Here is a 22529-nt window from a genome sequence, read left to right as displayed (position 1 = left end):
CGTCCGCGCGCGCTCCGCAACGGCCCCTTGTCCTGGGCACACCGGCCGGGCCATATTGGTCCGGACCATTGCCGGGGCCGTCGGTGCCGAACCGATCATCGAATGTGGAACAGCTGTGGAGGCAGAACCGTGCGACGCGTTCCCCTTCCGCTCGTGCTGGTCGCCGGAGCCCTGCTCCTCCTCGCGTCCTGCGCCCCGAGCCGGGCCGACAGCGGCGACGAGGGCCGGATGCCGGGCGCCCCGACCGGCGTCACCGCCCAGGCGGGCAGCGCCACCACCGTGCACGTCATGTGGAACGCGGTGCCCGACGACAGCCCCGGCATCCGCTCCTACGAGGTCTACCGGGGCGGCGCCAAGGCGGCCGACGTGCCGGGCACCGAGCGCATGGTGGACGTCATCGGGCTCAGCCCGTCCACCGGCTACGCCTTCACCGTGCGCGCCCGCGACAAGGCCGGGCGCCTCGGACCACCGAGCCGGACGGTACGGGCCCGCACACCCGCCCGGATCGCGGCCGACCACACGGCGCCGACCCGCCCCGGCACGCCCACCGGGCACCCCGTCGGCAGCCGCGAGGTCCAGCTCGCCTGGGGCGCCTCACGGGACGACCGGGGCGTGGTGTCGTACGACATCGCGCAGGGCGGGGTGCGGATCCACAGCGTCGGCGGGGCACAGACCTCGACGGTGGTCACCGGGCTGCGGCCCGGCACCCGGTACGTCTTCACGGTGCGGGCGCGGGACGCGGCCGACAACCTCTCCCCCGCCAGCGCGCCGGTGCGGCTGACCACGCCGGGCACCGACGACGGCCGGGCCACCGCGCCGACCGGTTTCACCGCCGCCACGCATCGCACCGGCGGCGCTTACTACCTTGACCTGGCCTGGGACCCACCGGACGCCGGCGGGGTGATCACCGAGTACTCGATCCTGCTGGACGGCACCACGACGACCTCGCTGGAGTGGGGCGGCACCCCGCCGCGCGGCCGGGCGCGCTACAGCTTCTACCTGGGCCGCACCACCGGGGAGGAGCACCGGGTGCGGCTGCGGGCCCGGCTGCCGGACGGCACCTGGGGCGGCTGGTCGGCACAGCGCACGGTGACCACGGGACGCTGAGCCGCGCGCCCCGGCCACAGGTCGCCGCCCGGCGCATCCCGGCGGGGGCCCGCCCTGCTCCGGGTGTGGGTTTCCGTCACCCGGCCGGGTGCCGTCCGGGTGCGCGCGCCGCCGGGGCCGCGTTGGCTGCTGACCAGGCAGCACGGATGTTCCCCGACCCAGGGCGGCGCATGGGACGTACCGCCGGCCGTGCCGCCGGAGGCCCCGATGCGCAACTCCATATCCGTGCTCCGCTTCGCTCCGACCCTGGCGGCCGCCGCCGTGCTCCCGGCCGCGCTCGCGGCGCCCTCGGCCGCGGTCTCCGGCATCTCCGTCAGCACCACGGGATCCAGCGTCTCCGTGGTCACCAGCGCGTGCACCCAGATCAACGGCAGCTGGGGCACCGCGGCCCTGCTCACCAGCAGCCAGGCGAACTTCGCGCAGGGCCGGCAGGTGGCGCTGTCGGGCACCACGATCAGCCAGTCCGCGGCCTGGTCCAAGGTGAGTCCGGGGACGTACACCGTGGTGGTGGTCTGCTCCAGCGGCAGCACGGCGGGCAGCCAGTCGGTGATCGTGTCCGCCGGGTCCGCGCCGACGCTCGCGGCGACCTCCAGGCCGGGGACGACCACGACGACGACCCGGCCGGCGCCGAACCGGGGGGTGAACGGCGGCCTCGGCGGCGCCACCCGCGACTACGGCGCGCTGACGCTCGGGGCCGGCGCGGCGCTGGTGAGCGCGGGGGCCGTCACGGCCGGCTGGTATCTGCGCCGCCGTACGAAGCCGTACCGGCGCTGAGGGCGGCTCAGTCCCCTGCGGAACGGGGAGCGGACCCGCCCGGCCCGGCCTCGGACGGTTCGGCTCCGGGCAGCCCGGTTGCCGGCAGTTCGGGGTCCGGCAGTCGCGTGAACTCCGCCAGGGCGTGGGCGAGCCACCGGGTCCAGAAGGTCTCCAGGTCGATGCCCGCCCGCAGCACCAGGTGCCGCAGCCGGTCCTCGGGGGCGTCCCGGTCCGGCGGGAAGTCGCGCTGCTCGATCTCCTCGTACTCGGCCAACTGCCGCTCATGCGACGACAGATGGCGGCGCAGATCCGCCTCGATGCCGGCCGTGCCGACCACCGCGGCGGCGCGCAGCCGCAGCAGCAGCGGGTCCCGCGGTGGCTTGGGGTCCTGCCCGGCTGCGGCCCAGCGGGCCAGCTCGGCGCGGCCCGCGGGCAGGACCTCGTAACTCTTCTTCTGCCCGCGGGAGGGCTGCGCGGCCGGCAGCGCCCGGATGAGCCCTTCGCCCTCCAGCTTCCCCAGCTCGCGGTAGATCTGCTGGTGCGTCGCGGACCAGAAGTAGCCGATCGACTTGTCGAACCGGCGCGTCAGCTCCAGCCCCGACGACGGCTTTTCCAGCAGGGCGGTGAGGATCGCGTGCGGGAGTGACATGGGCCCATCCTAGGGACGCCCGGTACGGGTCTACAGCGCCGCCGCCACCTCGGTGCCCTGCTTGATGGCACGCTTGGCGTCCAGCTCGGCCGCCACGTCCGCGCCGCCGATCAGATGGGCGCTGCGCCCGGCGGCGACCAGCGCGTCGTACAGGTCGCGGCGCGGCTCCTGACCGGTGCACAGGACGACGGTGTCGACCTCCAGGACGGTGCTCTCCTCGCCGACGGTGATGTGCAGTCCCGCGTCGTCGATGCGGTCGTAGCGCACGCCCGGAACCATGGTGACGCCGCGGTGCTTCAGCTCGGTGCGGTGGATCCAGCCGGTGGTCTTGCCGAGCCCGGCGCCGACCTTGGTGGTCTTGCGCTGGAGCAGGTGCACCTGGCGGGGCGGGAGGGGGCGGCTCGGCTCGGTGAGGCCGCCGGGCACGGTGTACTCCATGTCGACACCCCAGTGGCGGAAGTACGTCCGCGGGTCCTCGCTCGCCTTGTCGCCGGCGTCGGTGAGGAACTCGGCGACGTCGAAGCCGATGCCGCCGGCGCCCAGGACGGCGACGCGCTCGCCCACGGGGGCGCCGTCGCGCAGCACGTCCAGGTAGCCGAGCACGCGGGGGTGGTCGACGCCGGGGATGTCAGGGGTGCGGGGGGTGACGCCGGTGGCGACGACCACCTCGTCGTAGCCGGCCAGGTCCGCGGCGCTCACCCAGGTGCCGAGCCGTACGTCGACCCCGTGGGCGTCGAGCTGGTGGCGGAAGTAGCGCAGCGTCTCGTCGAACTCCTGCTTGCCCGGGACCTTGCGGGCGACGTTGAGCTGTCCGCCGATCTCGCTCGCGGCGTCGAACAGGGTGACCTGGTGGCCGCGTTCGGCGGCGCCGGCGGCGCAGGCGAGGCCGGCGGGTCCGGCGCCGACCACGGCGACGCGCTTCTTCGTGCGGGTCGGGGCGAGCACCAGCTCGGTCTCGTGGCAGGCGCGCGGGTTGACCAGGCAGGAGGTGAGCTTGCCGCCGAAGGTGTGGTCCAGGCACGCCTGGTTGCAGCCGATGCAGGTGTTGATGGCCTCGGGGGTGCCGGCGGCGGCCTTGGCGACGAAGTCGGGGTCGGCGAGCATGGGACGGGCCATGGAGACCATGTCGGCGTAGCCGTCGGCCAGCAGTTCCTCGGCCAGTTCGGGGGTGTTGATGCGGTTGGTGGTCACCAGGGGGATCGCCACCTCGCCCATCAGCTTCTTGGTGACCCAGGTGTAGGCGCCGCGCGGCACGGAGGTGGCGATGGTGGGGATGCGGGCCTCGTGCCAGCCGATACCGGTGTTGATGATCGTGGCGCCCGCGGCCTCGACGGCCTTGGCGAGGGTGACCACCTCGGCGTGCGAGGAGCCGCCGGGGACGAGGTCCAGCATGGACAGCCGGTAGACGATGATGAAGTCCGTGCCGACGGCCTCCCGGACCCGGCGCACGATCTCGACCGGGAAGCGCATCCGGTTCTCGTAGGAGCCGCCCCAGCGGTCGGTGCGGTGGTTGGTGCGGGCGGCGATGAACTCGTTGATCAGGTAGCCCTCTGAGCCCATGATCTCGACGCCGTCGTATCCGGCGTGCCGGGCGAGGCGGGCGGCGCGCACATAGTCCTCGACGGTCCGCTCGACGTCCGCGTCTGACAGCTCGCGGGGCACGAAGGGGTTGATCGGCGCCTGGACGGGGCTCGGGGCGACGAGGTCGCGGTGGTAGGCGTACCGCCCGAAGTGCAGGATCTGCATCGCGATGCGGCCGCCCGCGCCGTGCACGGCCTCGGTGACGATCCGGTGCCGCTCGGCCTCCGCCTCGGTGGTGAGCATGGCCCCGCCCTCGAAGGACCGGCCCTCCTCGTTCGGCGCGATGCCCCCGGTGACGATGAGCCCGACGCCGCCGCGCGCACGGGCGGCGTAGAAGGCCGCCATCCGCTCGAACCCCCGCTCGGCCTCCTCCAGGCCCACGTGCATGGACCCCATGAGCACCCGGTTGGGCAGCGTGGTGAACCCCAGGTCCAGCGGGGTCAGCAAGTGGGGGTAGCGGCTCATGTCAGGCCCTCCGTGCGCGGATGCGTTCGCATCTTGTTGTAGAGCACGCGAACCCGCTTATGCAACAAGTTGCACAACATGTGCCCCACGCCACTGACCCGCAGTACGGACACCCTGGTGGAGACGCTCGGCGTTCCGCCCGAGGACCGCTTCCAGGTGATGACCGGCCATGACGGCACGACCACCACGGTGCGCTACGACGACTACCCCGGCGTGCGCAGGGACGACTCCCTGGTGATCGTGGCGATCACGATGCGCGCCGGGCGCGATGCGGAGATGAAGCGTGGGATGTACCGGCGGATCGCGGAGTTGGTGCACGAGCGCACCGGGACCGATCCGGCGAATGTGTTCGTGACCGTCACCGAGAACACCTCGGCCGACTGGTCCTTCGGGTACAGCCTGGCGCAGTACGCCCCGGCCGGTGCGGGACCGGCCGGGGCGTCGGCGTAGCGGTGTCGTGCCGTCGTGGCGGTGGTGCCTCGGTTCAGCGGCTTTCCAGGCGCAGGTGCAGGTCGCGCTCCTGGTCGCCGGAGGCCGCGCTGGTCTCCTCGACGGTGAACATGGAGTCCAGGGTGTGGCGGAAGCGGTCCACGGCCCAGTAGCCGCCCTGGACGTCCGCCTGGACGGACGAGCGGAGGTGGACCGGCGGACAGCCCGTGCGCTCGGTGTCCGCGACCTCGTAACTTCCGAGCCACACCATCGGACGGGACTCGTGGAGCTGCTGGGGCACCTCGTCATCGCCCCGGTCGGACGCGAAGCACGTGTTGAGCGCCTCGAAGACGAGACGCGCGTCGTCCTTGGAGCATCCGCTGATCTCCACCGTGACGGTTTCCGGATGCGACTGGTCCTCGTGCGCCATTGATCGCTCCTTTCCTGGCCGCGCTGCCCGGAGTACCCCGCCGCACCGCGTCCATCCCCCCGCCCAGCAAAACACCGCCCCTCGTCACCCGCACGCGCTGCGCGGGATTAGCCGAGGGTGAACTCGTACGTCTTGCTGTCGGTGAGCACGCAGATGCCCGGCGAGACCACGATCACCCGCAGGGTGCCGCTGCGCCGGTCGTAGTCGATGCCCTCCACCTCGAAGGTGCCGGAGCACGCGCTGCGCAGCGGCAGCTGGCGCAGGGCCGTGACATGCCCGGTGACGTCCGCGGAGCCGTTCGGCGGGGCCGACAGGTCGATCTGGAGCAGCGGCTTGGTGATGCCGAACAGGCTCCCGTCGGAGTCGTCGGAGGAGCACAGCAGGGTGGTGGGGCCGGAGAAGTCGCAGCCCTGCACATCGCTGACGGCGTGGTCCAGGTGCACCGTGGCGGCCAGCGGGAGGTTCGCCGAGGGCGAGGTGCTGCGGTTCTCGCCCGGCGTCGGGAAGACCAGCAGCCGGTTCATCGTGCCCCACTCGCCGGACAGCATCCACTGCCCGTCGGGCGTGATCGCGTCCCAGGAGTTGTTCAGCGCCTCGCCGGGGCTGAGCTGGTGCACGTACTCCGACCAGGAGCCGTCGGGCGCCTGCACGCGGTACATCTTCGCGCCGCCGGAGTCCTCCTGGTAGGGCTCGACGTAGTAGCCCTCGTACGAGGCGTCGGGGTCGCCGACGTGGTTCCAGCCCCGCAGGGAGTCGCTCAGCGGGATGGTGCCGATGCCGGTGTAGCGGTTGGGGCTGCCGGCCGGGACCTCGATCGAGGCCAGCCCCTGGCTCTCGGTCAGCGGGTCGGCGCGGTCCGAGCCGGTCTCGTTCCAGGTGCCGGCCGCGGCGGCGGACGACGGCACGGCGAGGGACAGGGCGGCGGCGAGGGCGACGAGCGCGGTGAGGGCTCCAGTGCGGCGTAACCGGGCGGACGCGGGCATGACCATCTCCTCGAACGGGCGGTGGGGACACTCGAACGGCGCACAGTCTGGCGTGGCGCGATCGGTCATGTACAGGCCAATGCAGCAAACATGGGCGTGAACTCTCCCGGCGCCGCCGGCCGCGCGGTACGGTCCCGCGAGCGGTCCCGGTGCCCCGGCCGGCGTCGCTCGGGCGGACGCCCGCCGCCGGGTTGAGAGATGGTGGAGGTTGACGGCGACAGCGGCGGAGAGTCGGATGTGAGCGCGACAGGACGTGGGGAACCGGCACGGGGGACGGCGTGCCGTCCGGACGGGCGAAGGCGGTGCGTGGCATGAGTGCAGCCGGGGCTGCGGCGACGGAGGGCGGCGAGCCGGCCCGCGGTCCCGTGCCGCCGGGCGGCCTCCTCGACGTGCTCGCGGTGGCCTCGGTGGTCCTGGACACCGAGGGCCGGATCGTGCTGTGGAGCCCCCAGGCCGAGGAGCTGTTCGGCTACACGGCGGCGGAGGCGCTCGGCCAGTACGCCGCCCGGCTGATGGTGAACGAGCGGCACATGCAACTGGTCGGCAAACTCTTCGCCGACGTCATGGCCACCGGGCAGAGCTGGGCGGGCGGCTTTCCGATCCGGCACAAGGACGGCACCACCCGTCTGGTGGAGTTCCGCAACATGCGGCTGCTGGACGCCCGCGGCGAGGTGTACGCCCTCGGTCTCGCCGCCGACCGCTCGACCGTGCGGCGCCTCGAACAGGACGTGGCCCTGTCCGAGCGGATGGTGAAGCAGTCCCCGGCCGGTCTCGCCGTGCTCGACACGGAGCTGCGGTTCGTGTCGGTCAACCCCGCTCTGGAGCGGATCAACGGGCGGCCGGCCGCCGAGCACCTGGGGCGCCGCATGGCCGAGGTGGTGCCCGGGCTGGACGTCGCCGGCATGGAGACCGGCGCCCGCCGGGTGCTGGAGACGGGCGCGCCGCTGATCGACCACACCCTCGTCGGCCGTACGCCCGCGGACCCCGACGCGGACCACACCTGGGCGGTCTCGCTGTACCGGCTGGACGACGCGGCGGGCCATGTGCTGGGCGTGGCGTGCTCGGTGGCCGACATCACCGAGCAGCACCGGGCCGCCGTGGAGGCGGAGGTGGCGCGGCGCCGGCTCGCGGTGATCGCCGACGCCGGGAAGCGGATCGGTACGACACTCGAACTGGACCGTACGACCTGGGAGTTGGCCGAGGTCGCGGTGCCCGAGCTGGCCGATGTGGCCGCCGTGGACCTGCTGGAGGCGGTGGTGGAGGGCCGGCCCAGCACCCTCGGCCCGGCGGACCCGGCGGTGCTCCGGGCCCTGGCGCTGCGCCCGGAGGACGGCTCGGACGCCGTACGGGCCGCGGACACGCCCGGCGAGATCGCCCGGTACGCGCCGGACCGGCTGGTCACCGAGTGCGTGCGCACGGGCGAGGCGGTGCTGGTGCCGCGGGTGAAGGACGAGGACCTGCCGCGCATCGCCCGCTCCCCGGAGGCGGCCGTGCTGCTGGGCCGGGCGGGGCTGCACTCGTACCTCGCGGTGCCGCTCATCGCGCGCGGCGAGGTGCTGGGCGCGCTCGACCTCAAACGGACCGTCAACGCACGGCCGTTCGACGCGGACGACGTACTGCTCGCGCGGGAGCTGGCGGCGCGCGCGGCGGTGCAGATCGACAACGCCCGCTGGTACCAGAACGCCCGCAACACCGCGCTCACCCTCCAGCGCAGCCTGCTGCCGAGCGAACCGCCGGTGACCACCGGGCTCCAGGTGGCCTCGCGCTACCAGCCGGCGGGTGCCACCAGCGAGGTCGGCGGGGACTGGTTCGACGTCATCCCGCTGGAGGGCGGGCGGACCGCGCTGGTGGTCGGCGATGTCATGGGCAGCGGGATCGGGGCGGCGGCGACGATGGGCCGGCTGCGCACCGCGACCGCCACGCTCACGGCGCTCGGCCTGGACCCCGCGGTGCTCCTGGCGCACCTGGACAAGACCACCTCGGCCCTGGACCACTCCATCGCGACCTGCGTCTACGCCGTCCACGACCCGCGGCTGCGGCAGTGCCGCATCGCCAACGCCGGGCATCTGCCCCCGGCCCGCGTCCGCCCCGGCCACCCTCCCGAGCTCCTCGACCTGCCCACCGGTGTCCCCCTCGGCGTCGGCGGTGTCTCCTTCTCCACCGTCACCGTCGACTTCGCCCCCGGCGACGAACTTGTCCTCTACACCGACGGCCTGGTGGAGACCCGCCACCACACCCTGGACGAACGTTTGGACGTCATGCTGTCCCTGCTGACCGATCCCACCCGGCCGCTGGAGGAGACCTGCGACCACCTCCTGCGCACGCTCCACCATCCGGACAACCACGACGACGTGGCGCTGCTCATCGCACGGGCGAAGGAGTGCTGACGAACCGTCAGTCGACTGTGGTGTTCGTTCGGGGGATAAGTCCCGTACGAGGCCGCGGTGTTCCCGGCGTCAGCCCCGTACCCCGATGACCACATGCGCCGACCACTCCTCCGAGACCGCCACGCGTGCGCTCAGGCCCGCCTCGGTGAAGGCGGCGAGCGCGGCGGGGGCCTGGCGTTCGCTGGTCTCGGACAACAGCCGGCCGCCGGGGGCGAGCCAGCCGGGGGCCCCGGCGGCGACGCGGCGCAGGACGGCGAGGCCGTCGGGGCCGCCGTCGAGGGCGGTGGGCGGCTCGTGGTCGCGGGCCTCGGCGGGGAGCAGCGGGAGGTCGGGGGTGGGGACGTAGGGCACGTTGGCCGTCAGGAGATCGACACGGCCGCGCAGCGCGGCGGGCAGGGCGTCGTAGAGGTCGCCCCGGTGGGCGTGGCCGCCGTGGGGGGCGAGGTTGCGGCTCGCGCAGCGGACGGCGGCCGGGTCGATGTCGGCGGCGTGCACCCGCGCCCCGTCCAGCGCGGCGGCGAGGGCCGCGCCGAGCGCGCCGGAGCCGCAGCACAGATCCACCACGACGGACGCGTCCGGCACTTCGGCCAGCGCCTGGTCCACCAGGAACTCGGTACGGCGGCGGGGCACGAACACGCCGGGCTCGACGGCGACCCGCAGCCCGTGGAACTCGGCCCAGCCGAGGACGTGTTCGAGCGGCAGCCCGGCGGTGCGCCGGTCCACCATGGCGGCGAGTTCGGCGGCGTCACGGGCGGTGCCGAGTATCAACTCGGCCTCGTCCTCGGCGAACACGCACCCGGCGGCACGCAGCGCGCGGACGACGGCCGCGGGGGAAAGGGCGGGATGAGAGGAGCGTGAGGGCATGGATGACGGATGCCTTTCGGGAGCGCGAGACCACAGGGCGCTCCCGCGGTCACCGCTGCCGGTGCACCGCGCCGTCACGAGGGGGGAGCACCCCGGCTGACACAGCGGTTATGGGTCCCACCTCCTCGCACTCGGGGCCGCGGACCTGCGCGACCGGACGGTCACCATACCCCACCGGGCCCGACCGGGTTCGGCCCCCTGACGTCGCGAGTTGTACTCTGCAACCGGAATCCGGAGCACCGGGAAGCGCCGCAGGAGGGAGGTCCCGTGCGCCCAGCCGAGTCGGCCGTCGAGGCGATCCAGCGCGAGATGACCGTCTTCGCCCGCCGGGCCCGCGCCTCGGCGGGCCGGATGCACCCCGAGCTGTCCCTGGTGTCGTACACCCTGCTCGGCCACCTGGAGGAGAGCGGCGGCTGCCGGGCCACCGATCTCGCGGCGCACTACGCCCTGGACAAGTCCACGGTGAGCCGCCAGGTGGCAGCGCTGGAGCGCGCGGGCCTGATCGAGCGCCGCCCGGACCCGGCGGACCAGCGGGTCCAGGTGCTCCAGCTGACCGCGGCCGGGCAGGAGATCCTCGCCCAGGTCACCCGGCGCCGCCGGGCCGCCTTCCAGGAGCGGCTCGCGGACTGGCCCGAGGACGACCTGGCGCGCTTCGCGGCCTATCTGGAGCGCTACAACGCGAGCGCCGGCGGTATCGGCACCGACTGAACTCCCCCGCGGCGGGGCGGGCGGCGGTCACCCCACCGGCACCGCGGCCCGCCCGTCCGCCAGCCGCTCCGGAACCCGCGCCGCCAGGAAGGACGTGGTCCGGCGCAGCCGGAAGCCGAGGGACTCGTAGAGCCGGATGGCGTCGGTGTTCTTGGCGCCGGTGTGCAGGAACGGGGTGTCGCCGCGCTCCCGGATGCCGTGCGCGACGGCACGGATCAGCCGGCCGGCCAGGCCCTGGCCGCGCACCCCGGCGTCGGTGCACACCGCGCTGATCTCGGTCCAGCCCGGCGGACGCAGCCGCTCCCCCGCCATCGCGACCAGCGCGCCCTCGCGGCGGATGCCGAGGTAGGTGCCCATCTCGACGGTGCGCGGCAGGAACGGCCCCGGCTTGGTGCGCGCCACCAGATCCAGCATCTCGGGCACGTCGGCCGGGCCGAGCCGGACCGCCTCCGCGTCCGGCGCCGCGGCCAGGCCGTCGTCCACGAGCTGGACGCCGTCCACGTGGAAGGTGATCTCCCAGTCCGCGGGGACCTGTCCGCAGTAGCCGAACAGCGGGATCTCGGCGCCGGGTCCGGCCAGCGCGGCGAGGTCGGCCCAGTCCCGCGCCTCCGGTTCGCCGGGCAGCGCCAGCCACGGTGAGACGTCGACCGGGTAGCGCAGCACCCGGCCGCGCCGCTCGGCGAAGTGGGCGTGCGGGCCGGTGAGGGAGGCGTGGGCGGGGTTGTCGAGGACGTGCGGGACATCGGAGGGGGCCGGCGGGGCGTCCGCGGAGAGCGGGACGTCCGGGTGGGACGGGGGGCCGACGACGCTCACGCGGCCACCTCGATCACCGTGCCGGAGCCGTACGCCTTGCGCATTCTCGTTCCTCGCTTCTCTCGTGCCGGTGACCGGCGCGCCATGGCCGGTACCGATCGCCAAGGCGCGGCCCGCGGCCGGTATTCCCGCGCCCCGGCAGTGTTCATACGCCCGCAACGATCGGGCCCCGCGTCCGGGCACCGGGCCGGTGACCAGGCACGGAGCACCCGCCGGGACAGCGTACGGTTGAAGCATGAACGTCACGCGAGGCTTCACGGGCCGCGCGCGCGAGCACCATCCGGGGCTGCCGCCCGGCCAGTACGACGCGCGCGAGGACTGGCCCGTCCTGTCCGCCGAGGTCACCCCCGACCTCGCACCCGCCGACTGGACCTTCCGGATCGACGGACTGGTCGAGCGGCCGTACACCTGGGACTGGGACGCGGCGCACGCGCTGCCCGCCTCGGCGTACGAGGGCGACATCCACTGCGTCACCGGGTGGTCGAAGTTCGGGGTGCGGTTCGGCGGGGTCTCGCTCGACGCCTTCCTCGACGTGGTGCGGCCCGCCCCGGCCGCCACCCACGCGCTCGCCCGCTCCCACACCGGCTACACCGCGAACCTGCCGCTGGCCGACCTCACCGGCGGCCGCGCCTGGATCGTCTGGGAGTACGGCGGCGAGCCGCTGCCGGCCGAGCACGGCGGCCCGGCACGCCTGGTGGTGCCCCACCTGTACTTCTGGAAGAGCGCCAAGTGGATCGCGGGCATCACGCTTCTCGACCACGACGAGCCGGGCTTCTGGGAGGGCAACGGCTACCACGCGCGCGGCAACCCCTGGCAGGAGCAGCGGTACTCCGGTGACTGAGACGACGACCACGCCCGGCGGCGCGCCCCGGTTCGCGGTGCCCGGCCGGATCGCCGTGAGCGAGCGGGCCGAGTCGACATGGCAGACGGCCACCCTGACGGAGATCCGCCACGAGACCCCGCACGCGGCCACCTTCCGGCTCGCGGTGCCCGCCTGGCCGGGGCACCTCCCCGGCCAGCACCTGATGCTGCGGCTGACCGCCGAGGACGGCTACACGGCGCAGCGCCACTACTCGATCGCCTCCGCGCCCGACGACAGCGGACACATCGAGCTGACCCTGGACCGGGTGCCGGGCGGCGAGGTCTCCGGCTGGTTCCACACGGTGGCCCGGCCCGGTGACACGATCGAGGTGCGCGGCCCGCTCAGCGGCTTCTTCGCCTGGCCGGGGGACCGGCCCGCGCTGCTGCTCGGCGCCGGCTCCGGGGTCGTACCGCTGATGTCGATGGTCCGGCACCACCGGGCGCGCGGCCTGCGCGTGCCGCTGCGGATGCTGGTGTCGGCGCGCAGCCCCGAGGAGCTGATCTACGCGGGCGAGCTGGGCGCGGAGACCATCCCGGTGTTCACGCGCGGCGCCCCCGCGGGGGTGCCGGTGGGCCGGGTGACGGCCGCGCATCTGGCGCCGCTGCTGGCCGAGCGGCCGCCGGGCGGGTGGGAGGCGTACGTGTGCGGCTCCAACGGGTTCGCCGAGCACGTCTCCCGGCTGCTGGTGCGCGCCGGTCAGCCGGCCGACCGGATCCGCATCGAACGCTTCGGCTGAGCCGCGCCGTCGGCACGTTCGCGGGACATATGGCTCGAATGTGCCTCAAGTGGGCCTGAACTCGCGGTTCACCGGGTGGGCCGGGTGCGCCGTACGGGGTACGAGACGGGTGTGGACGCTCGTGCGCGCACCGGAGCGGGTGGCGGCGCGGGCGGGCGGCCGGCCGGCTTCGGCGAGGAGGCGGACATGCGGAACCGGGTGCGGGTGCGTGGCTGGCGCTGGCGGAGCAATCCGCTGCGGCGCCGCTGCGATGTCGTCGAGGCGTGGGCGGCGCTGATCGTCGCCGTGCTGCTGTTCGTGGTGGCGCCGCTGGTCGGGGCGGCCGCGGGCCTGTACGCCCAGGACCGGGGCGCGGCAACAGCGGCGGCGCAGCGGGCCGCGCGCCATCAGGTGCGGGCCACGGTGGTCGGCGACCCGTCCGCCGTCCGGGCCGGGCGCGGGCATCCGCACCGCGCCGAGGTCCGCTGGACCGAAGCCGGTCAGACACCCAGGACCGCCATGGCGCGGGTGCCGGCCGGGACACCGGCGGGCGGGACGGTCTCCGTGTGGGTCGACTCGCGCGGCCAGGTCGTCGCCGCACCGGCGTCCGGCGCGGCGGTCCTCCAGCACGCGGTGACCGTCGGGGTGTGCGCGGCAGCCGGTGCCGGGGGCCTGGTGTTCCTCGGGCACACCGTCGCCCGCCGGGTCGCGCTGCGCCACCGGCTCGCCGAGTGGGAGCGGGAGTGGGCCCGCACGGGGCCGCGGTGGACCCAGCCGAGGAGGTGAACGAGCCCGCCGCCATGGCCGGCCGGGGCGCCGTCCTCGTACGGTGGGCTCCCCGTTCTCCCGGTGAAGGCGGTGGCCGATGGCCCTGTTCGACCTGCCCCTGTCCGAACTCCGCGCCTATCGCGGCGAGTCCGCCGCCCCCGACGACTTCGACGCCTTCTGGGCCGCCACCCTGAGCGAGGCGCGCGCGCACGAACTGGACGTCCGTTTCGAGCCGGCGGAGTCCGGACTGGCCACGGTCGTGGTGTACGACGTGACGTTCGCGGGGTTCGGCGGGCATCCGGTCAAGGGCTGGCTGCGGCTGCCCGCGGGCGCCACCGAACCCCTGCCGCTCGTCGTGCAGTTCATCGGGTACGGCGGCGCGCGCGGGCTGGCGCACGAGGATCTGCTGTGGGCGTCGACGGGCCGGGCGCACTTCGTGATGGACACCCGGGGGCAGGGCAGCGTCTGGGGCGGCGGGGGCGGCACCGCGGACCCGGTGGGCTCGGGGCCCGCCCACCCCGGCTTCCTCACCCGTGGCATCGACGCGCCCGAGAACCACTATTACCGGCGGGTGTTCACGGACGCGGTGCGGGCGGTCGAGGCGGCCCGCGCCCACCCGCTGGCCGACGCGGCGCGCACGGTGGCGCTGGGCCACAGCCAGGGCGGCGGCATCACCCTCGCCGTCGGCGCGCTGGTCCCGGATCTGGTCGCGGTGGCGCCGGACGTGCCCTTCCTGTGCGACTTCCCGCGCGCGATCACGCTGACCGACCGCCACCCCTACCGCGAGGTCGGCCTGTTCCTGAAGACCCACCGGGGCCGGGCGCCGGGGGTGCTGCGCACCCTGTCCTACTTCGACGGGGTGCACTTCGCGGCCCGCGGCCGGATGCCGGCCCTGTTCTCGACGGGGCTGGAGGACGAGACCTGCCCGCCGTCGACGGTGTTCGCGGCCTTCAACTCCTGGGCCCACCCGGACAAGACGATCGAGGTGTACGAGTTCAACGACCACGAGGGCGGCGGGCCCTTCCACGACGCGGTGAAGTTGCGCTGGCTGCGCGCGTACGCCTGAGATCGCCTCTTCCTCGAACCCCGACCGGTCGGTATGTTCGGGGTGCCCGGTCCGGGGCGACACGGGCCGGGCTGTCCCGCGACCACGGAGGGCCCATGTCCGCCACGCACGACGCCCGGCAGTCCCCGCCGCCACCGGAGGCCGCCGGGGGTGTCCACGGCTTCTGCGATCCCCGGTTCACGGCCGTGCGCGAGGCGTTCGAGGAGAATTTCCGTACGCGGTGCGAGCTGGGTGCGGCGGTGGCGGTCACCCTCGGCGGGCGGACCGTGGTGGACCTGTGGGGCGGCTGGGCGGACGCGGCCCGCACCCGGACCTGGGCGCGGGACACGCTGGTGAACGTGTGGTCGACCACCAAGGGCCCGGTGGCGCTGTGCGCGCATCTGCTCGCCGACCGGGGGCTGCTCGACCTGGACGCGCCGGTGGCCCGGTACTGGCCCGAGTTCGCGGCGGGCGGCAAGGAGAAGGTGCTGGTACGGCATCTGCTGTCGCACCGCGCGGGGTTGTGCGGACTGCGCGAGCCGCACGGCCTGCGGGACCTGTACGACTGGGAGCTGACCGCCGCGCGGCTCGCGGCCATGGAGCCCTGGTGGGAGCCGGGCACCCGGTCCGGGTACCACGCGCTGACGTACGGGTTCCTGGTCGGCGAGGTCGTCCGGCGGGTCACCGGGCTGAAGCCGGGGGCCTTCCTGGAACGTGAGGTGACCGGGCCGCTCGGCATCGACTTCGGCGTGGGCCTGCCGGCCGGGGAGTACGGGCGGGCTGCCGAGCTGACCCGTACCCCGGCCGACCCGGACGGTGAACCCGCGCCCGCCTTCGGGAACCTGACCCGGGTCATGCTGGCGGCGTTGGCCAACCCGGTGGTCGGTCCGGCGCAGGCGAACACGCCCGAGTGGCGGGCGGCCCAGATCCCGGCGGCCAACGGGCACGGCACCGCGCGGGCGGTCGCGGCGCTGTACGGCGTCTTCGCCGGGCGCGGCTCCTTCGGCGGGCGGCGGGTCCTGACGCCCGCGGCGGCCGAGCGGGTGCGCGAGGGGCAGGGCGCCGGTGTCGACCTGGTGCTCGGCGCGGGGCTCGGGGGCGAGAGCGAGGCCGGGCTCGGCCTGTGGCTGAGCGGGCCGCGGGGCGCGTACGGGCCCAATCCGCGGGCGTTCGGCCATGACGGGTTCGGCGGTTCGTGCGGGCTCGCCGATCCGGAGGCCGGGGTGTCGCTGGGCTACGTGATGAACCGGATGGGTCCGCGCGTCATGGACGACCCCCGGAAGATGGCACTGATCGACGCCCTGTACAGCGCCCTGTGATCACCACGCCGGGATCAACTCCCCTGTCGTGTAACGGCCTTGGTGGCGATCACCAGCCGGGCGCGCGGGCTGCCGTCGGCGCGCCGCCCGAACTCGGGCAGGGGCCGCAGCTCGGTCGTGAACCCGGCATGCGCCAACTCCGTGAGCACGGGCCCCAGTCGGAAGGTCCGGTAGTACATGACGAACGGCGGTCGCCACAGGGCGTTGCGCACCCGCATCACCGCGTCGAAGCCGAGCAGCGTCCAGAACGCGCGGTGGTTCGCCGGGACGGGGGCGCCCAGCGGGAAGGCGAAGCGGCCGCCGGGCCGCAGCGCAGCGTGCACCTGTGCGAACAGGCCCGGCAGTTCGCGGGGCAGGAAATGGCCGAAGGCGCCGAAGCTGACGACGAGGTCGAAGGCGGCGGTGAACGGCAGCGCCCGCGCGTCGGCGCGCACCCAGCCGAGCGCGGGCCCGCCCTCGCGACCGGCCCGGTGCCGGGCGGCGTCCAGCATGCCCGCGCTGAAGTCGACGCCGACGGCGCTGCGGCGGCACAGCCCGGCCAGCACCCGCGTACCGGCGCCGGTGCCGCAGCACAGGTCGAGCCCGTCCTCGAACGGGCCCAGCGGGACGAGCGCCCGCGCCACGGCGTCGAGCACCCGGCCGGGGGTGCGGAAGGGCGTGTGGTCGAACTTCGGCGCGAGCAGGTCGTAGCCGTGCTCGACGGACGACAGCGCCTGGACGGCGAGTTCGCGCAGCGTGGGGCCTTCGGGTCCGAACATGTCCGTCAGTCCGTCAACTCTCGTACCCATTGGTCAGTTTCATCCGCACCGACCCAACCTACAGGGGTGATCCGATGCACGCGTTCCGTTCGGCAGTCGAGGCCGGGGACCTGGACGCCGTGGAGGCGCTGCTGGCCGAGGACGTCGTCTTCACCAGTCCCGTCGTCTTCACACCGTATACGGGCAAGGCCGTCACCGCCGCGATCCTGCGTGCGGTCTCGCAGGTCTTCGAGGACTTCCGCTACGTCCGCGCGTTCGGTTCCCCGGACTCCCCCGACCACGCGCTGGTGTTCACCGCTCGCGTGGGCGAGCGCGAGCTGACCGGCTGCGACTTCCTGCACGTGGACGAGGAGGGGCTGATCGACGACCTCATGGTCATGGTCCGCCCGCTGTCGGGCGCGCGGGCGCTCGCCGAGGCGATGGGGGCGCGGTTCGAACAGATCGCCGAGGAGGCACGGGCGCGTTCGTGACACCGGGGGGCGGCCCGCACCAGGGCGCACCAGAAGGCCGCCCCTCTCTCTTCTTCCTCGGGAATACCTCCGCATCCGGCCCTGTTGACGCCACCGACCGCACCGGTATAGTGCGAACAGAACAGCGCATGTGCGTGCCCCTCGTACCGGCACCTATGTCGCCGTCTTCTCTCCAGCCCCTCGGCCGAGCCGTTCGCGCGGCCCCAGGGCTTCTTCTCCGCACCACCTCGTGACGAGGGCTTAAGCCGTCGTGTCCGGGGTGTCGTCGGCGCCGCCCGGAGGCAGGTCGTATCCGCCTCCCGCTCGCGGCCGTTCCCCCTCCCACGCTTTTTCTCCGCTTCCCGTCCGCGAAAGGACACCCCTCCATGACCACCACACTCGAACACCCTCCGGTCCAGCTCCAGGCCCCGGCCGCCCGGCTCGTCACCGGCGTTCTCGACCTCGACGCGCACGGGAAGGGGTACCTGCGGCGCGCCGACCTCCTCCCCACCCCCGCCGACCCGCAGGTGCCGGCCGCGCTGGTCCGCAGGTACGGGCTGCGCAAGGGCGACCTGGTCGAAGGCGTCCGGGGCGCTCAGCGCGTGCTGACCGAGGTCGCGCGGGTCGAGGGCCGCGCGCCCGGCGACGGCACCCGCCGCCGGGCCTTCCGCGACCTCACCCCGGTGCACCCGCGCCGGCGCCTGCGCCTGGAACACCCGGACGCGGGCCTCGCCGGCCGGGTCGCCGATCTGTTCGCGCCGGTCGGCAAGGGCCAGCGCGGCCTCGTCGTGGCCCCGCCGAAAAGCGGCAAGACGGTACTGCTGAGGCAACTGGCCGCGGCCGTCGCCGGGAACCACCCCGAGTGCCGGCTGATGGTCCTGCTGCTGGACGAGCGCCCCGAGGAGGTCACCGAGATGCGCCGGGCGCTGCACGGCGAGGTGTACGCCTCCACCTTCGACCGCACCGCCAAGGAGCACATCGCCCTCGCCGAACTCGTCGTCGAACGCGCCAAGCGGCTGGTCGAGGCGGGCGAGGACGTCGTACTGCTGCTGGACTCGCTGACCCGGCTGTGCCGGGCGCACAACAACGCATCCGGCGCGGGCGGCCGTACCCTCAGCGGCGGTGTCGACGCGGGCGCGCTGATCGGCCCCAAGCGGTTCTTCGGCGCCGCCCGCGAGGCAGAGGAGGGCGGCTCGCTCACCATCCTGGCCACCGCCCTGATCGACACCGGATCGCGCGCCGACGGCTACTTCTTCGAGGAGCTGAAGGGCACGGGCAACATGGAGCTGCGCCTCGACCGGGAGCTGGCCGGACGGCGCGTCTTCCCCGCCGTGGACCTGGACGGCTCCGGCACCCGGCGCGAGGAACTGCTGCTCACCCCGGCCGAGCTGGCCGCCGCCCACCGGCTGCGCCGCGCCCTGCGCTCACGCGAGGGCGCCCCGGCGGGCCTGGAGACCCTGCTGGAGCGGATGCGGCGCACCCCCGGCAACGCGGCCTTCCTGCAGCAGGTCCTGCCGACGCTGCCCGCCGGCTGACCGGCTACGGCATCCGGGTTGCTCCGCTGGCATCCGGGTTGCTCCGCTGGGCCGGACGGCGCGGCCGACGCGCGCACATCACCCCTGTTCGTACTTTGATCATATGATCACCAGATTCAGATATCGGGCGGTCGTCCCCGCCTGTTCCCTGTGTGTGGCGGGCCTGCTGGCGTTCACCCCGGCCCTGGCCGGCGCCGCACCGGCCGCCGCGCGGCACCGGAGCGCCGCGCCGCCCCGCAGCGGCGAGCCCGCGCCGCCCGCGCCCCGCGCGGCCACCCCGGCCCCGGCCCTGCTCTACCGCTCCGGCGTGCAGGTACGCCCGCACCGGGGCGCCCCCGGTCTGCCGGACGTCTCCGCGCTGTCCTGGCTGGTCGCCGACGCGGGCAGCGGGCAGGTGCTGGCCGCGAGCGAGGCGCACCGCCCGCTGCCGCCGGCCAGCACCCTGAAGACCCTGTTCGCCCTCACCGTGCTGCCGAAACTGCCCAGCGGGATGCAGCACACCGTGCGCTACCAGGAGCTGGCCGACGTCGCCGAGGGCAGCAGCCTGGTCGGGGTCGAGGAGGGCCACAGCTACCGGGTGGCGGACCTGTGGCGGGGGGTCTTCCTCAGCTCCGGCAACGACGCGGTGCACGTGCTGGCCTCCCTGAACGGCGGCTGGGGAACCACCGCCAAGCGGATGCAGGCCAACGCCCGCGCCCTGGGCGCCCTGGACACCCATGTGCTCTCCCCGGACGGCTACGACACCCCCGGCCAGGTGTCCTCCGCCTACGACCTCGCCGTCTTCGGCCGCGAGGGGCTGCGCAACCCCGACTTCGCCCGGTACTGCTCCACCGCCCAGGCCGAGTTCCCCGGCGACGGGGCGCCGTACGCCATCGAGAACACCAACCGGCTGCTCACCGGCGCCGACGGCGTGGCGCCCTATCCGGGCCTGATCGGCGTCAAGAACGGCTACACCTCCAACGCGGGCAACACCCTGGTGGCCGCGGCCCGGCGGGGCGGGCGCACGCTGGAGGTGACCGTGATGAACCCGCAGACCGGTGACGGGTTCGAGGTGTACGAGGAGGCGCGCGCGCTGCTCGACTGGGGCTTCGCGGCGGCCGGTCAGGTGGATCCGGTGGGCTCGCTGGACGCGCTGCGCCCCAGGCCCCGGCCGACCGCGTCGGCCGCGCCGGTGGCGGCGGCCACGTCCGGGGCCCCGGACGACGACTGGTCGGGCACCGCCGTCGGGGCGGGACTCGCCGTGCTGGGCGCGGCCGGGATGGCACTGGCGCTGCGGGCACGGGGCAAGGCCAGGGCGGCGCGCGGCTGACGGACCGGCAGGCCGAGCAGCAGGCCCAGGGTGAGCCAGGTGTAGAGGTTGCTGCCCAGGAAGCCGTCGAGGCCCGAGGCGTCGTCGACCCAGAGCCAGACCACGCTGGTGCACAGCACCGCGTACAGCGCGCCCGCCACCCGGCGGTGTCCGGCGCGCAGCAGGACCGCGAAGGAGGGCAGCAGCCATACCAGGTGGTGCACCCAGGTGATCGGGCTGACCAGGCAGGCGGCCGCCGCGGTGAGGGCGAAGGCCGCGCCCCAGTCACCGGCCCGCGCGGCCCGGCGGGTCCGCCACGCCCAGACGCACAGCGTGGCCAGCGCCGCGAGCGCCCACAGCGGGCGGCCGGTCTCGCCGAGCCGGGCCAGCACGCCCTGGAGCGACTGGTTGGAGACGTAGTCCAGGCGGCCCACCCGGCCGGTGTCCCACAGCGCCCGCGTCCAGTAGAACCGGGAGGCGGCGGGGTCCACCAGGGCGGCGAGCGCGGTCGCGGCGGCGACGACGGCGGTCGCCTGCGCGGCGGCCCGGCGGCGCCCGGCGAGCAGCAGCATCCCGATGAACAGGGCCGGCGTCAGCTTGACGGCCGCCGCGAGCCCGATCCCGGCGCCCGCCCAGCGCCCCCGGCCGCCGGCCAGCAGCCGGGCGTCGGTGAGCACGAGGGCCAGGAGGACGACGTTGACCTGGCCGAAGCTGAAGGTGTCCCGCAGGGGTTCGAACAGCGCGAGCGCGCACAGGGCCAGCGACCAGCGGTACCAGCCGTAGCACCGCCAGCGGTCGCCGGCCAGCACCCGCAGGACGACGCCGAGCGCGGCCGTGCTGAGCACCAGGGAGGCGGCGATCGCGGTGTTCCGGCCGAGCGGGGCCAGGGGCAGCATGAGGACGGCGGCGAACGGCGGATAGGTGAAGCCGTACCGCGTGCCCGGCACCCGGTAGTCGTAGATCAGGCCACCGTGGTGCACCCAGGTGTGCACGGTGCCGTAGTAGACGCGCAGGTCGAAGAAGCCGCGCAGCAGCGGCACGGTCGCGGTGAACGCGGTCACGGCGGTGGCGAGGGCGAGGACCAGCAGCAGCCTGCCCCGCCCGGTGCGCGGGCGCGTCATGCGGCGCCCCCCTGGGCCGGGGCCGCGGTGGGTGCCCGGGCCGCCTGGTGGGCCTGCCACAGGACGACCACGCCGAGCAGTCCGCCGCAGACGGCGAGCACCACGTGGCCCGCGTCGGCGGGGCCGCCGCCGGGCAGGACGGCGAGGGCGAGCACCCCGGCGAGGGCGGCGACCCGGTGCCGTACCGAGGTGCTGGGCGCGGCGGCGGCGATCAGGAACAGGCCCCACAGCACGTACCAGGGGCGGATCGCCGGGCCGAACACGGCGACGGCGAGCAGGCTCAGGCCGAGCGCGTACACCGGTCTGAGGCGCAGCCGCAGCCATATGAGCAGGATCGCGACGGCGGTGGCGTGGAGGCCGAGCAGCTGCCAGCCGGGCACGGCCAGCGGGGCCAGGCCGCTGCCGAGGCGGTCGAGCAGGGCGCCGGTGGCCCGGCCGAGCAGGCTGGTCAGCGCCCAGTTCTGCGGGGCGACGGGGGTGCCGAGGGCGCCGATCCAGCCGTAGCCGGTGCCCGCCGTGACGGTGGCGGCGACCGTGGTCGCGGCACAGACGCCCGCGGTGGCCAGGGCGGCGGGCAGCGGACGGCGCCCGGCGCGGACCCGGAACGCCACCACGGCGAGCAGGCCGAGCGCGGCGGGCGCCTTGACCAGCGCGGCGAGGGTGACGAGTACGGTGCCCACGACGGGCCTGCGTCCCCGCGCCGCGACCAGGCCGAGCCCGAGCAGGCCGAGCATCAGCGCGTCGTTGTGGGCGCCCGCGACCAGGTGCAGCAGCACCAGCGGGTTCAGGGCGCCGAGCCAGAGCGCGGCGGCCGGGTCGGCGCCACTGTGCCGGGCGAGCCGGGGCAGCGCGAAGGCCATCAGGGCCACCCCGAGGAGGGCGAGCAGCCGCATGCCGATCAGCCCGGCGGGCAGTTCGCCGCGGGTGAGCCCGGACAGTACGGCCGCGGGGCCGAGGAATGCGGGGCCGTACGGCGCCCCGGTGTGCTGCCACATGGGGGCCACCTGGTCGGCGAGCGGACCGCCGAGGGCCGCGGGGCCCTGGGTGTAGACGTCCATGTGCGCGTCGGCCATGGCGCCCTGCGCGAGGTAGCTGTAGACGTCCCGGCTGAACAGCGGCGGGGCGAGCACCAGCGGGGCGGCCCAGACGGCCAGCACGAGCAGCAGGGCCCGCGGTCCGGGCGGCCGGGGACCGCGTACCAGACGGCCCAGGAGGACCCAGGCGGCGGTCAGCAGCACGACGCCGAAGTACACCGCGACCAGCCCGGTGGCCTCACGGGCCGAGGCGGGCGCGGGCAGGTCCGCGACCGGCAGGGCACCGGCCGTCTCCCCGCCCAGCGCGAGGAAGGCGGTGCCGGCCAGCCCGAGCAGTCGGCAGCGGCGCAGATCGAAGGGATATGCCATCGCCAACACTCGCTCAGCGTGTCAATGCCGGATGTCCGCGAGACGACGAGGGCCCGACCGGACGGGGGCCGAGGTGTGGCCTGGGCGTGGTGGG

At 74.6% G+C, this 22529-nt stretch carries 21 protein-coding genes and 1 pseudogene; 13 read left to right on the top strand and 9 right to left on the bottom strand.

The window, feature by feature from the left end:
• Positions 1 to 129 precede the first annotated feature (129 nt).
• Together ACE4Q9_RS30130 and ACE4Q9_RS30125 are read left to right on the top strand one after the other, a co-directional pair.
• On the top strand, positions 130 to 1107 hold the full coding sequence (locus ACE4Q9_RS30130) for a fibronectin type III domain-containing protein (RefSeq protein ID WP_397987673.1): 978 nt from the start codon (positions 130 to 132) through the stop codon (positions 1105 to 1107).
• A 207-nt stretch (positions 1108 to 1314) separates the two neighbouring features.
• A complete protein-coding gene (locus ACE4Q9_RS30125) occupies positions 1315 to 1881 on the top strand; it encodes a hypothetical protein (protein WP_397987672.1) in 567 nt (188 codons plus the stop codon).
• A 7-nt stretch (positions 1882 to 1888) separates the two neighbouring features.
• On the opposite strand, the gene ACE4Q9_RS30120 is transcribed toward ACE4Q9_RS30125, so the two are convergent.
• Together ACE4Q9_RS30120 and ACE4Q9_RS30115 are read right to left on the bottom strand one after the other, a co-directional pair.
• Positions 1889 to 2512 (bottom strand): PadR family transcriptional regulator, encoded by a 624-nt coding sequence (locus ACE4Q9_RS30120; RefSeq protein WP_397987671.1) that lies wholly within the window; start codon positions 2510 to 2512, stop codon positions 1889 to 1891.
• Between the two features lie 30 nt (positions 2513 to 2542).
• The gene (locus ACE4Q9_RS30115) at positions 2543 to 4558 is read right to left on the bottom strand and encodes an NADPH-dependent 2,4-dienoyl-CoA reductase (RefSeq protein ID WP_397987670.1); all 2016 of its coding nucleotides are present in this window, start codon (positions 4556 to 4558) and stop codon (positions 2543 to 2545) included.
• 78 nt (positions 4559 to 4636) lie between these two features.
• Here ACE4Q9_RS30115 and ACE4Q9_RS30110 point away from each other — a divergent pair, with 78 nt between their 5' ends.
• Positions 4637 to 5008 (top strand): tautomerase family protein, encoded by a 372-nt coding sequence (locus ACE4Q9_RS30110; RefSeq protein ID WP_397987669.1) that lies wholly within the window; start codon positions 4637 to 4639, stop codon positions 5006 to 5008.
• Positions 5009 to 5042: 34 nt separating this feature from the next.
• On the opposite strand, the gene ACE4Q9_RS30105 is transcribed toward ACE4Q9_RS30110, so the two are convergent.
• A complete protein-coding gene (locus tag ACE4Q9_RS30105; protein WP_397987668.1) occupies positions 5043 to 5417 on the bottom strand; it encodes a hypothetical protein in 375 nt (124 codons plus the stop codon).
• 107 nt (positions 5418 to 5524) lie between these two features.
• Positions 5525 to 6400: a hypothetical protein gene (locus tag ACE4Q9_RS30100; RefSeq protein ID WP_397987667.1), complete on the bottom strand. Its 876-nt coding sequence runs from the start codon at positions 6398 to 6400 to the stop codon at positions 5525 to 5527.
• A gap of 311 nt (positions 6401 to 6711) precedes the next feature.
• Between ACE4Q9_RS30100 and ACE4Q9_RS30095 the strand changes: the two genes are divergently transcribed.
• The gene (locus ACE4Q9_RS30095) at positions 6712 to 8787 is read left to right on the top strand and encodes a SpoIIE family protein phosphatase (RefSeq protein ID WP_397987666.1); all 2076 of its coding nucleotides are present in this window, start codon (positions 6712 to 6714) and stop codon (positions 8785 to 8787) included.
• Between the two features lie 69 nt (positions 8788 to 8856).
• Here the strand turns inward: ACE4Q9_RS30095 and ACE4Q9_RS30090 are convergent, their stop codons facing one another.
• On the bottom strand, positions 8857 to 9651 hold the full coding sequence (locus tag ACE4Q9_RS30090; RefSeq protein WP_397987665.1) for a putative protein N(5)-glutamine methyltransferase: 795 nt from the start codon (positions 9649 to 9651) through the stop codon (positions 8857 to 8859).
• A 309-nt stretch (positions 9652 to 9960) separates the two neighbouring features.
• On the opposite strand from ACE4Q9_RS30090, the gene ACE4Q9_RS30085 reads away from it, so the two are divergent.
• Positions 9961 to 10359, top strand: a complete 399-nt coding sequence (locus tag ACE4Q9_RS30085; protein WP_397988264.1) for a MarR family winged helix-turn-helix transcriptional regulator — start codon at positions 9961 to 9963, stop codon at positions 10357 to 10359.
• A gap of 27 nt (positions 10360 to 10386) precedes the next feature.
• Here the strand turns inward: ACE4Q9_RS30085 and ACE4Q9_RS30080 are convergent, their stop codons facing one another.
• Positions 10387 to 11172, bottom strand: coding sequence for a GNAT family N-acetyltransferase (locus ACE4Q9_RS30080; protein ID WP_397987664.1), 786 nt, complete (start codon positions 11170 to 11172; stop codon positions 10387 to 10389).
• A gap of 235 nt (positions 11173 to 11407) precedes the next feature.
• On the opposite strand from ACE4Q9_RS30080, the gene ACE4Q9_RS30075 reads away from it, so the two are divergent.
• From ACE4Q9_RS30075 to ACE4Q9_RS30055, 5 genes are all read left to right on the top strand, one after another.
• The gene (locus tag ACE4Q9_RS30075; protein ID WP_397987663.1) at positions 11408 to 12013 is read left to right on the top strand and encodes a sulfite oxidase-like oxidoreductase; all 606 of its coding nucleotides are present in this window, start codon (positions 11408 to 11410) and stop codon (positions 12011 to 12013) included.
• Entirely contained in the window at positions 12006 to 12770 is a 765-nt protein-coding gene (locus ACE4Q9_RS30070) for a ferredoxin reductase (protein WP_397987662.1), read from the top strand. Before ACE4Q9_RS30075 ends, ACE4Q9_RS30070 begins: the two co-directional genes overlap by 8 nt.
• A gap of 186 nt (positions 12771 to 12956) precedes the next feature.
• Positions 12957 to 13535: a hypothetical protein gene (locus ACE4Q9_RS30065; RefSeq protein ID WP_397988263.1), complete on the top strand. Its 579-nt coding sequence runs from the start codon at positions 12957 to 12959 to the stop codon at positions 13533 to 13535.
• A gap of 79 nt (positions 13536 to 13614) precedes the next feature.
• A complete protein-coding gene (locus ACE4Q9_RS30060; protein WP_397987661.1) occupies positions 13615 to 14583 on the top strand; it encodes an acetylxylan esterase in 969 nt (322 codons plus the stop codon).
• A gap of 95 nt (positions 14584 to 14678) precedes the next feature.
• Positions 14679 to 15881, top strand: a complete 1203-nt coding sequence (locus ACE4Q9_RS30055; protein ID WP_397987660.1) for a serine hydrolase domain-containing protein — start codon at positions 14679 to 14681, stop codon at positions 15879 to 15881.
• A 14-nt stretch (positions 15882 to 15895) separates the two neighbouring features.
• Here ACE4Q9_RS30055 and ACE4Q9_RS30050 read toward each other — a convergent pair whose 3' ends face one another.
• The gene (locus ACE4Q9_RS30050; protein ID WP_397987659.1) at positions 15896 to 16639 is read right to left on the bottom strand and encodes a class I SAM-dependent methyltransferase; all 744 of its coding nucleotides are present in this window, start codon (positions 16637 to 16639) and stop codon (positions 15896 to 15898) included.
• Between the two features lie 74 nt (positions 16640 to 16713).
• Here ACE4Q9_RS30050 and ACE4Q9_RS30045 point away from each other — a divergent pair, with 74 nt between their 5' ends.
• The 3 genes and pseudogenes from ACE4Q9_RS30045 to ACE4Q9_RS30035 all read left to right on the top strand — a co-directional run.
• Positions 16714 to 17109: a nuclear transport factor 2 family protein gene (locus tag ACE4Q9_RS30045; protein ID WP_397987658.1), complete on the top strand. Its 396-nt coding sequence runs from the start codon at positions 16714 to 16716 to the stop codon at positions 17107 to 17109.
• Between the two features lie 365 nt (positions 17110 to 17474).
• Complete coding sequence (gene rho, locus ACE4Q9_RS30040; RefSeq protein WP_397987657.1) at positions 17475 to 18623, top strand: transcription termination factor Rho; 1149 nt, start codon at positions 17475 to 17477, stop codon at positions 18621 to 18623.
• A 103-nt stretch (positions 18624 to 18726) separates the two neighbouring features.
• A pseudogene (locus tag ACE4Q9_RS30035) lies at positions 18727 to 19644 on the top strand (D-alanyl-D-alanine carboxypeptidase family protein); the annotation flags it as partial.
• An 80-nt stretch (positions 19645 to 19724) separates the two neighbouring features.
• On the opposite strand, the gene ACE4Q9_RS30030 reads toward ACE4Q9_RS30035, so the two are convergent.
• The gene (locus tag ACE4Q9_RS30030; protein ID WP_397987656.1) at positions 19725 to 21032 is read right to left on the bottom strand and encodes a glycosyltransferase 87 family protein; all 1308 of its coding nucleotides are present in this window, start codon (positions 21030 to 21032) and stop codon (positions 19725 to 19727) included.
• Complete coding sequence (gene mptB, locus ACE4Q9_RS30025; protein ID WP_397987655.1) at positions 21029 to 22435, bottom strand: polyprenol phosphomannose-dependent alpha 1,6 mannosyltransferase MptB; 1407 nt, start codon at positions 22433 to 22435, stop codon at positions 21029 to 21031. The genes ACE4Q9_RS30030 and mptB overlap by 4 nt, the downstream gene beginning before the upstream one ends.
• Positions 22436 to 22529 lie beyond the last annotated feature (94 nt).

The organism is Streptomyces sp. AM6-12 (genome assembly GCF_044327085.1).
GTDB lineage: Bacteria > Actinomycetota > Actinomycetes > Streptomycetales > Streptomycetaceae > Streptomyces.
This window is presented reverse-complemented; position numbering and strand designations above follow the sequence as displayed.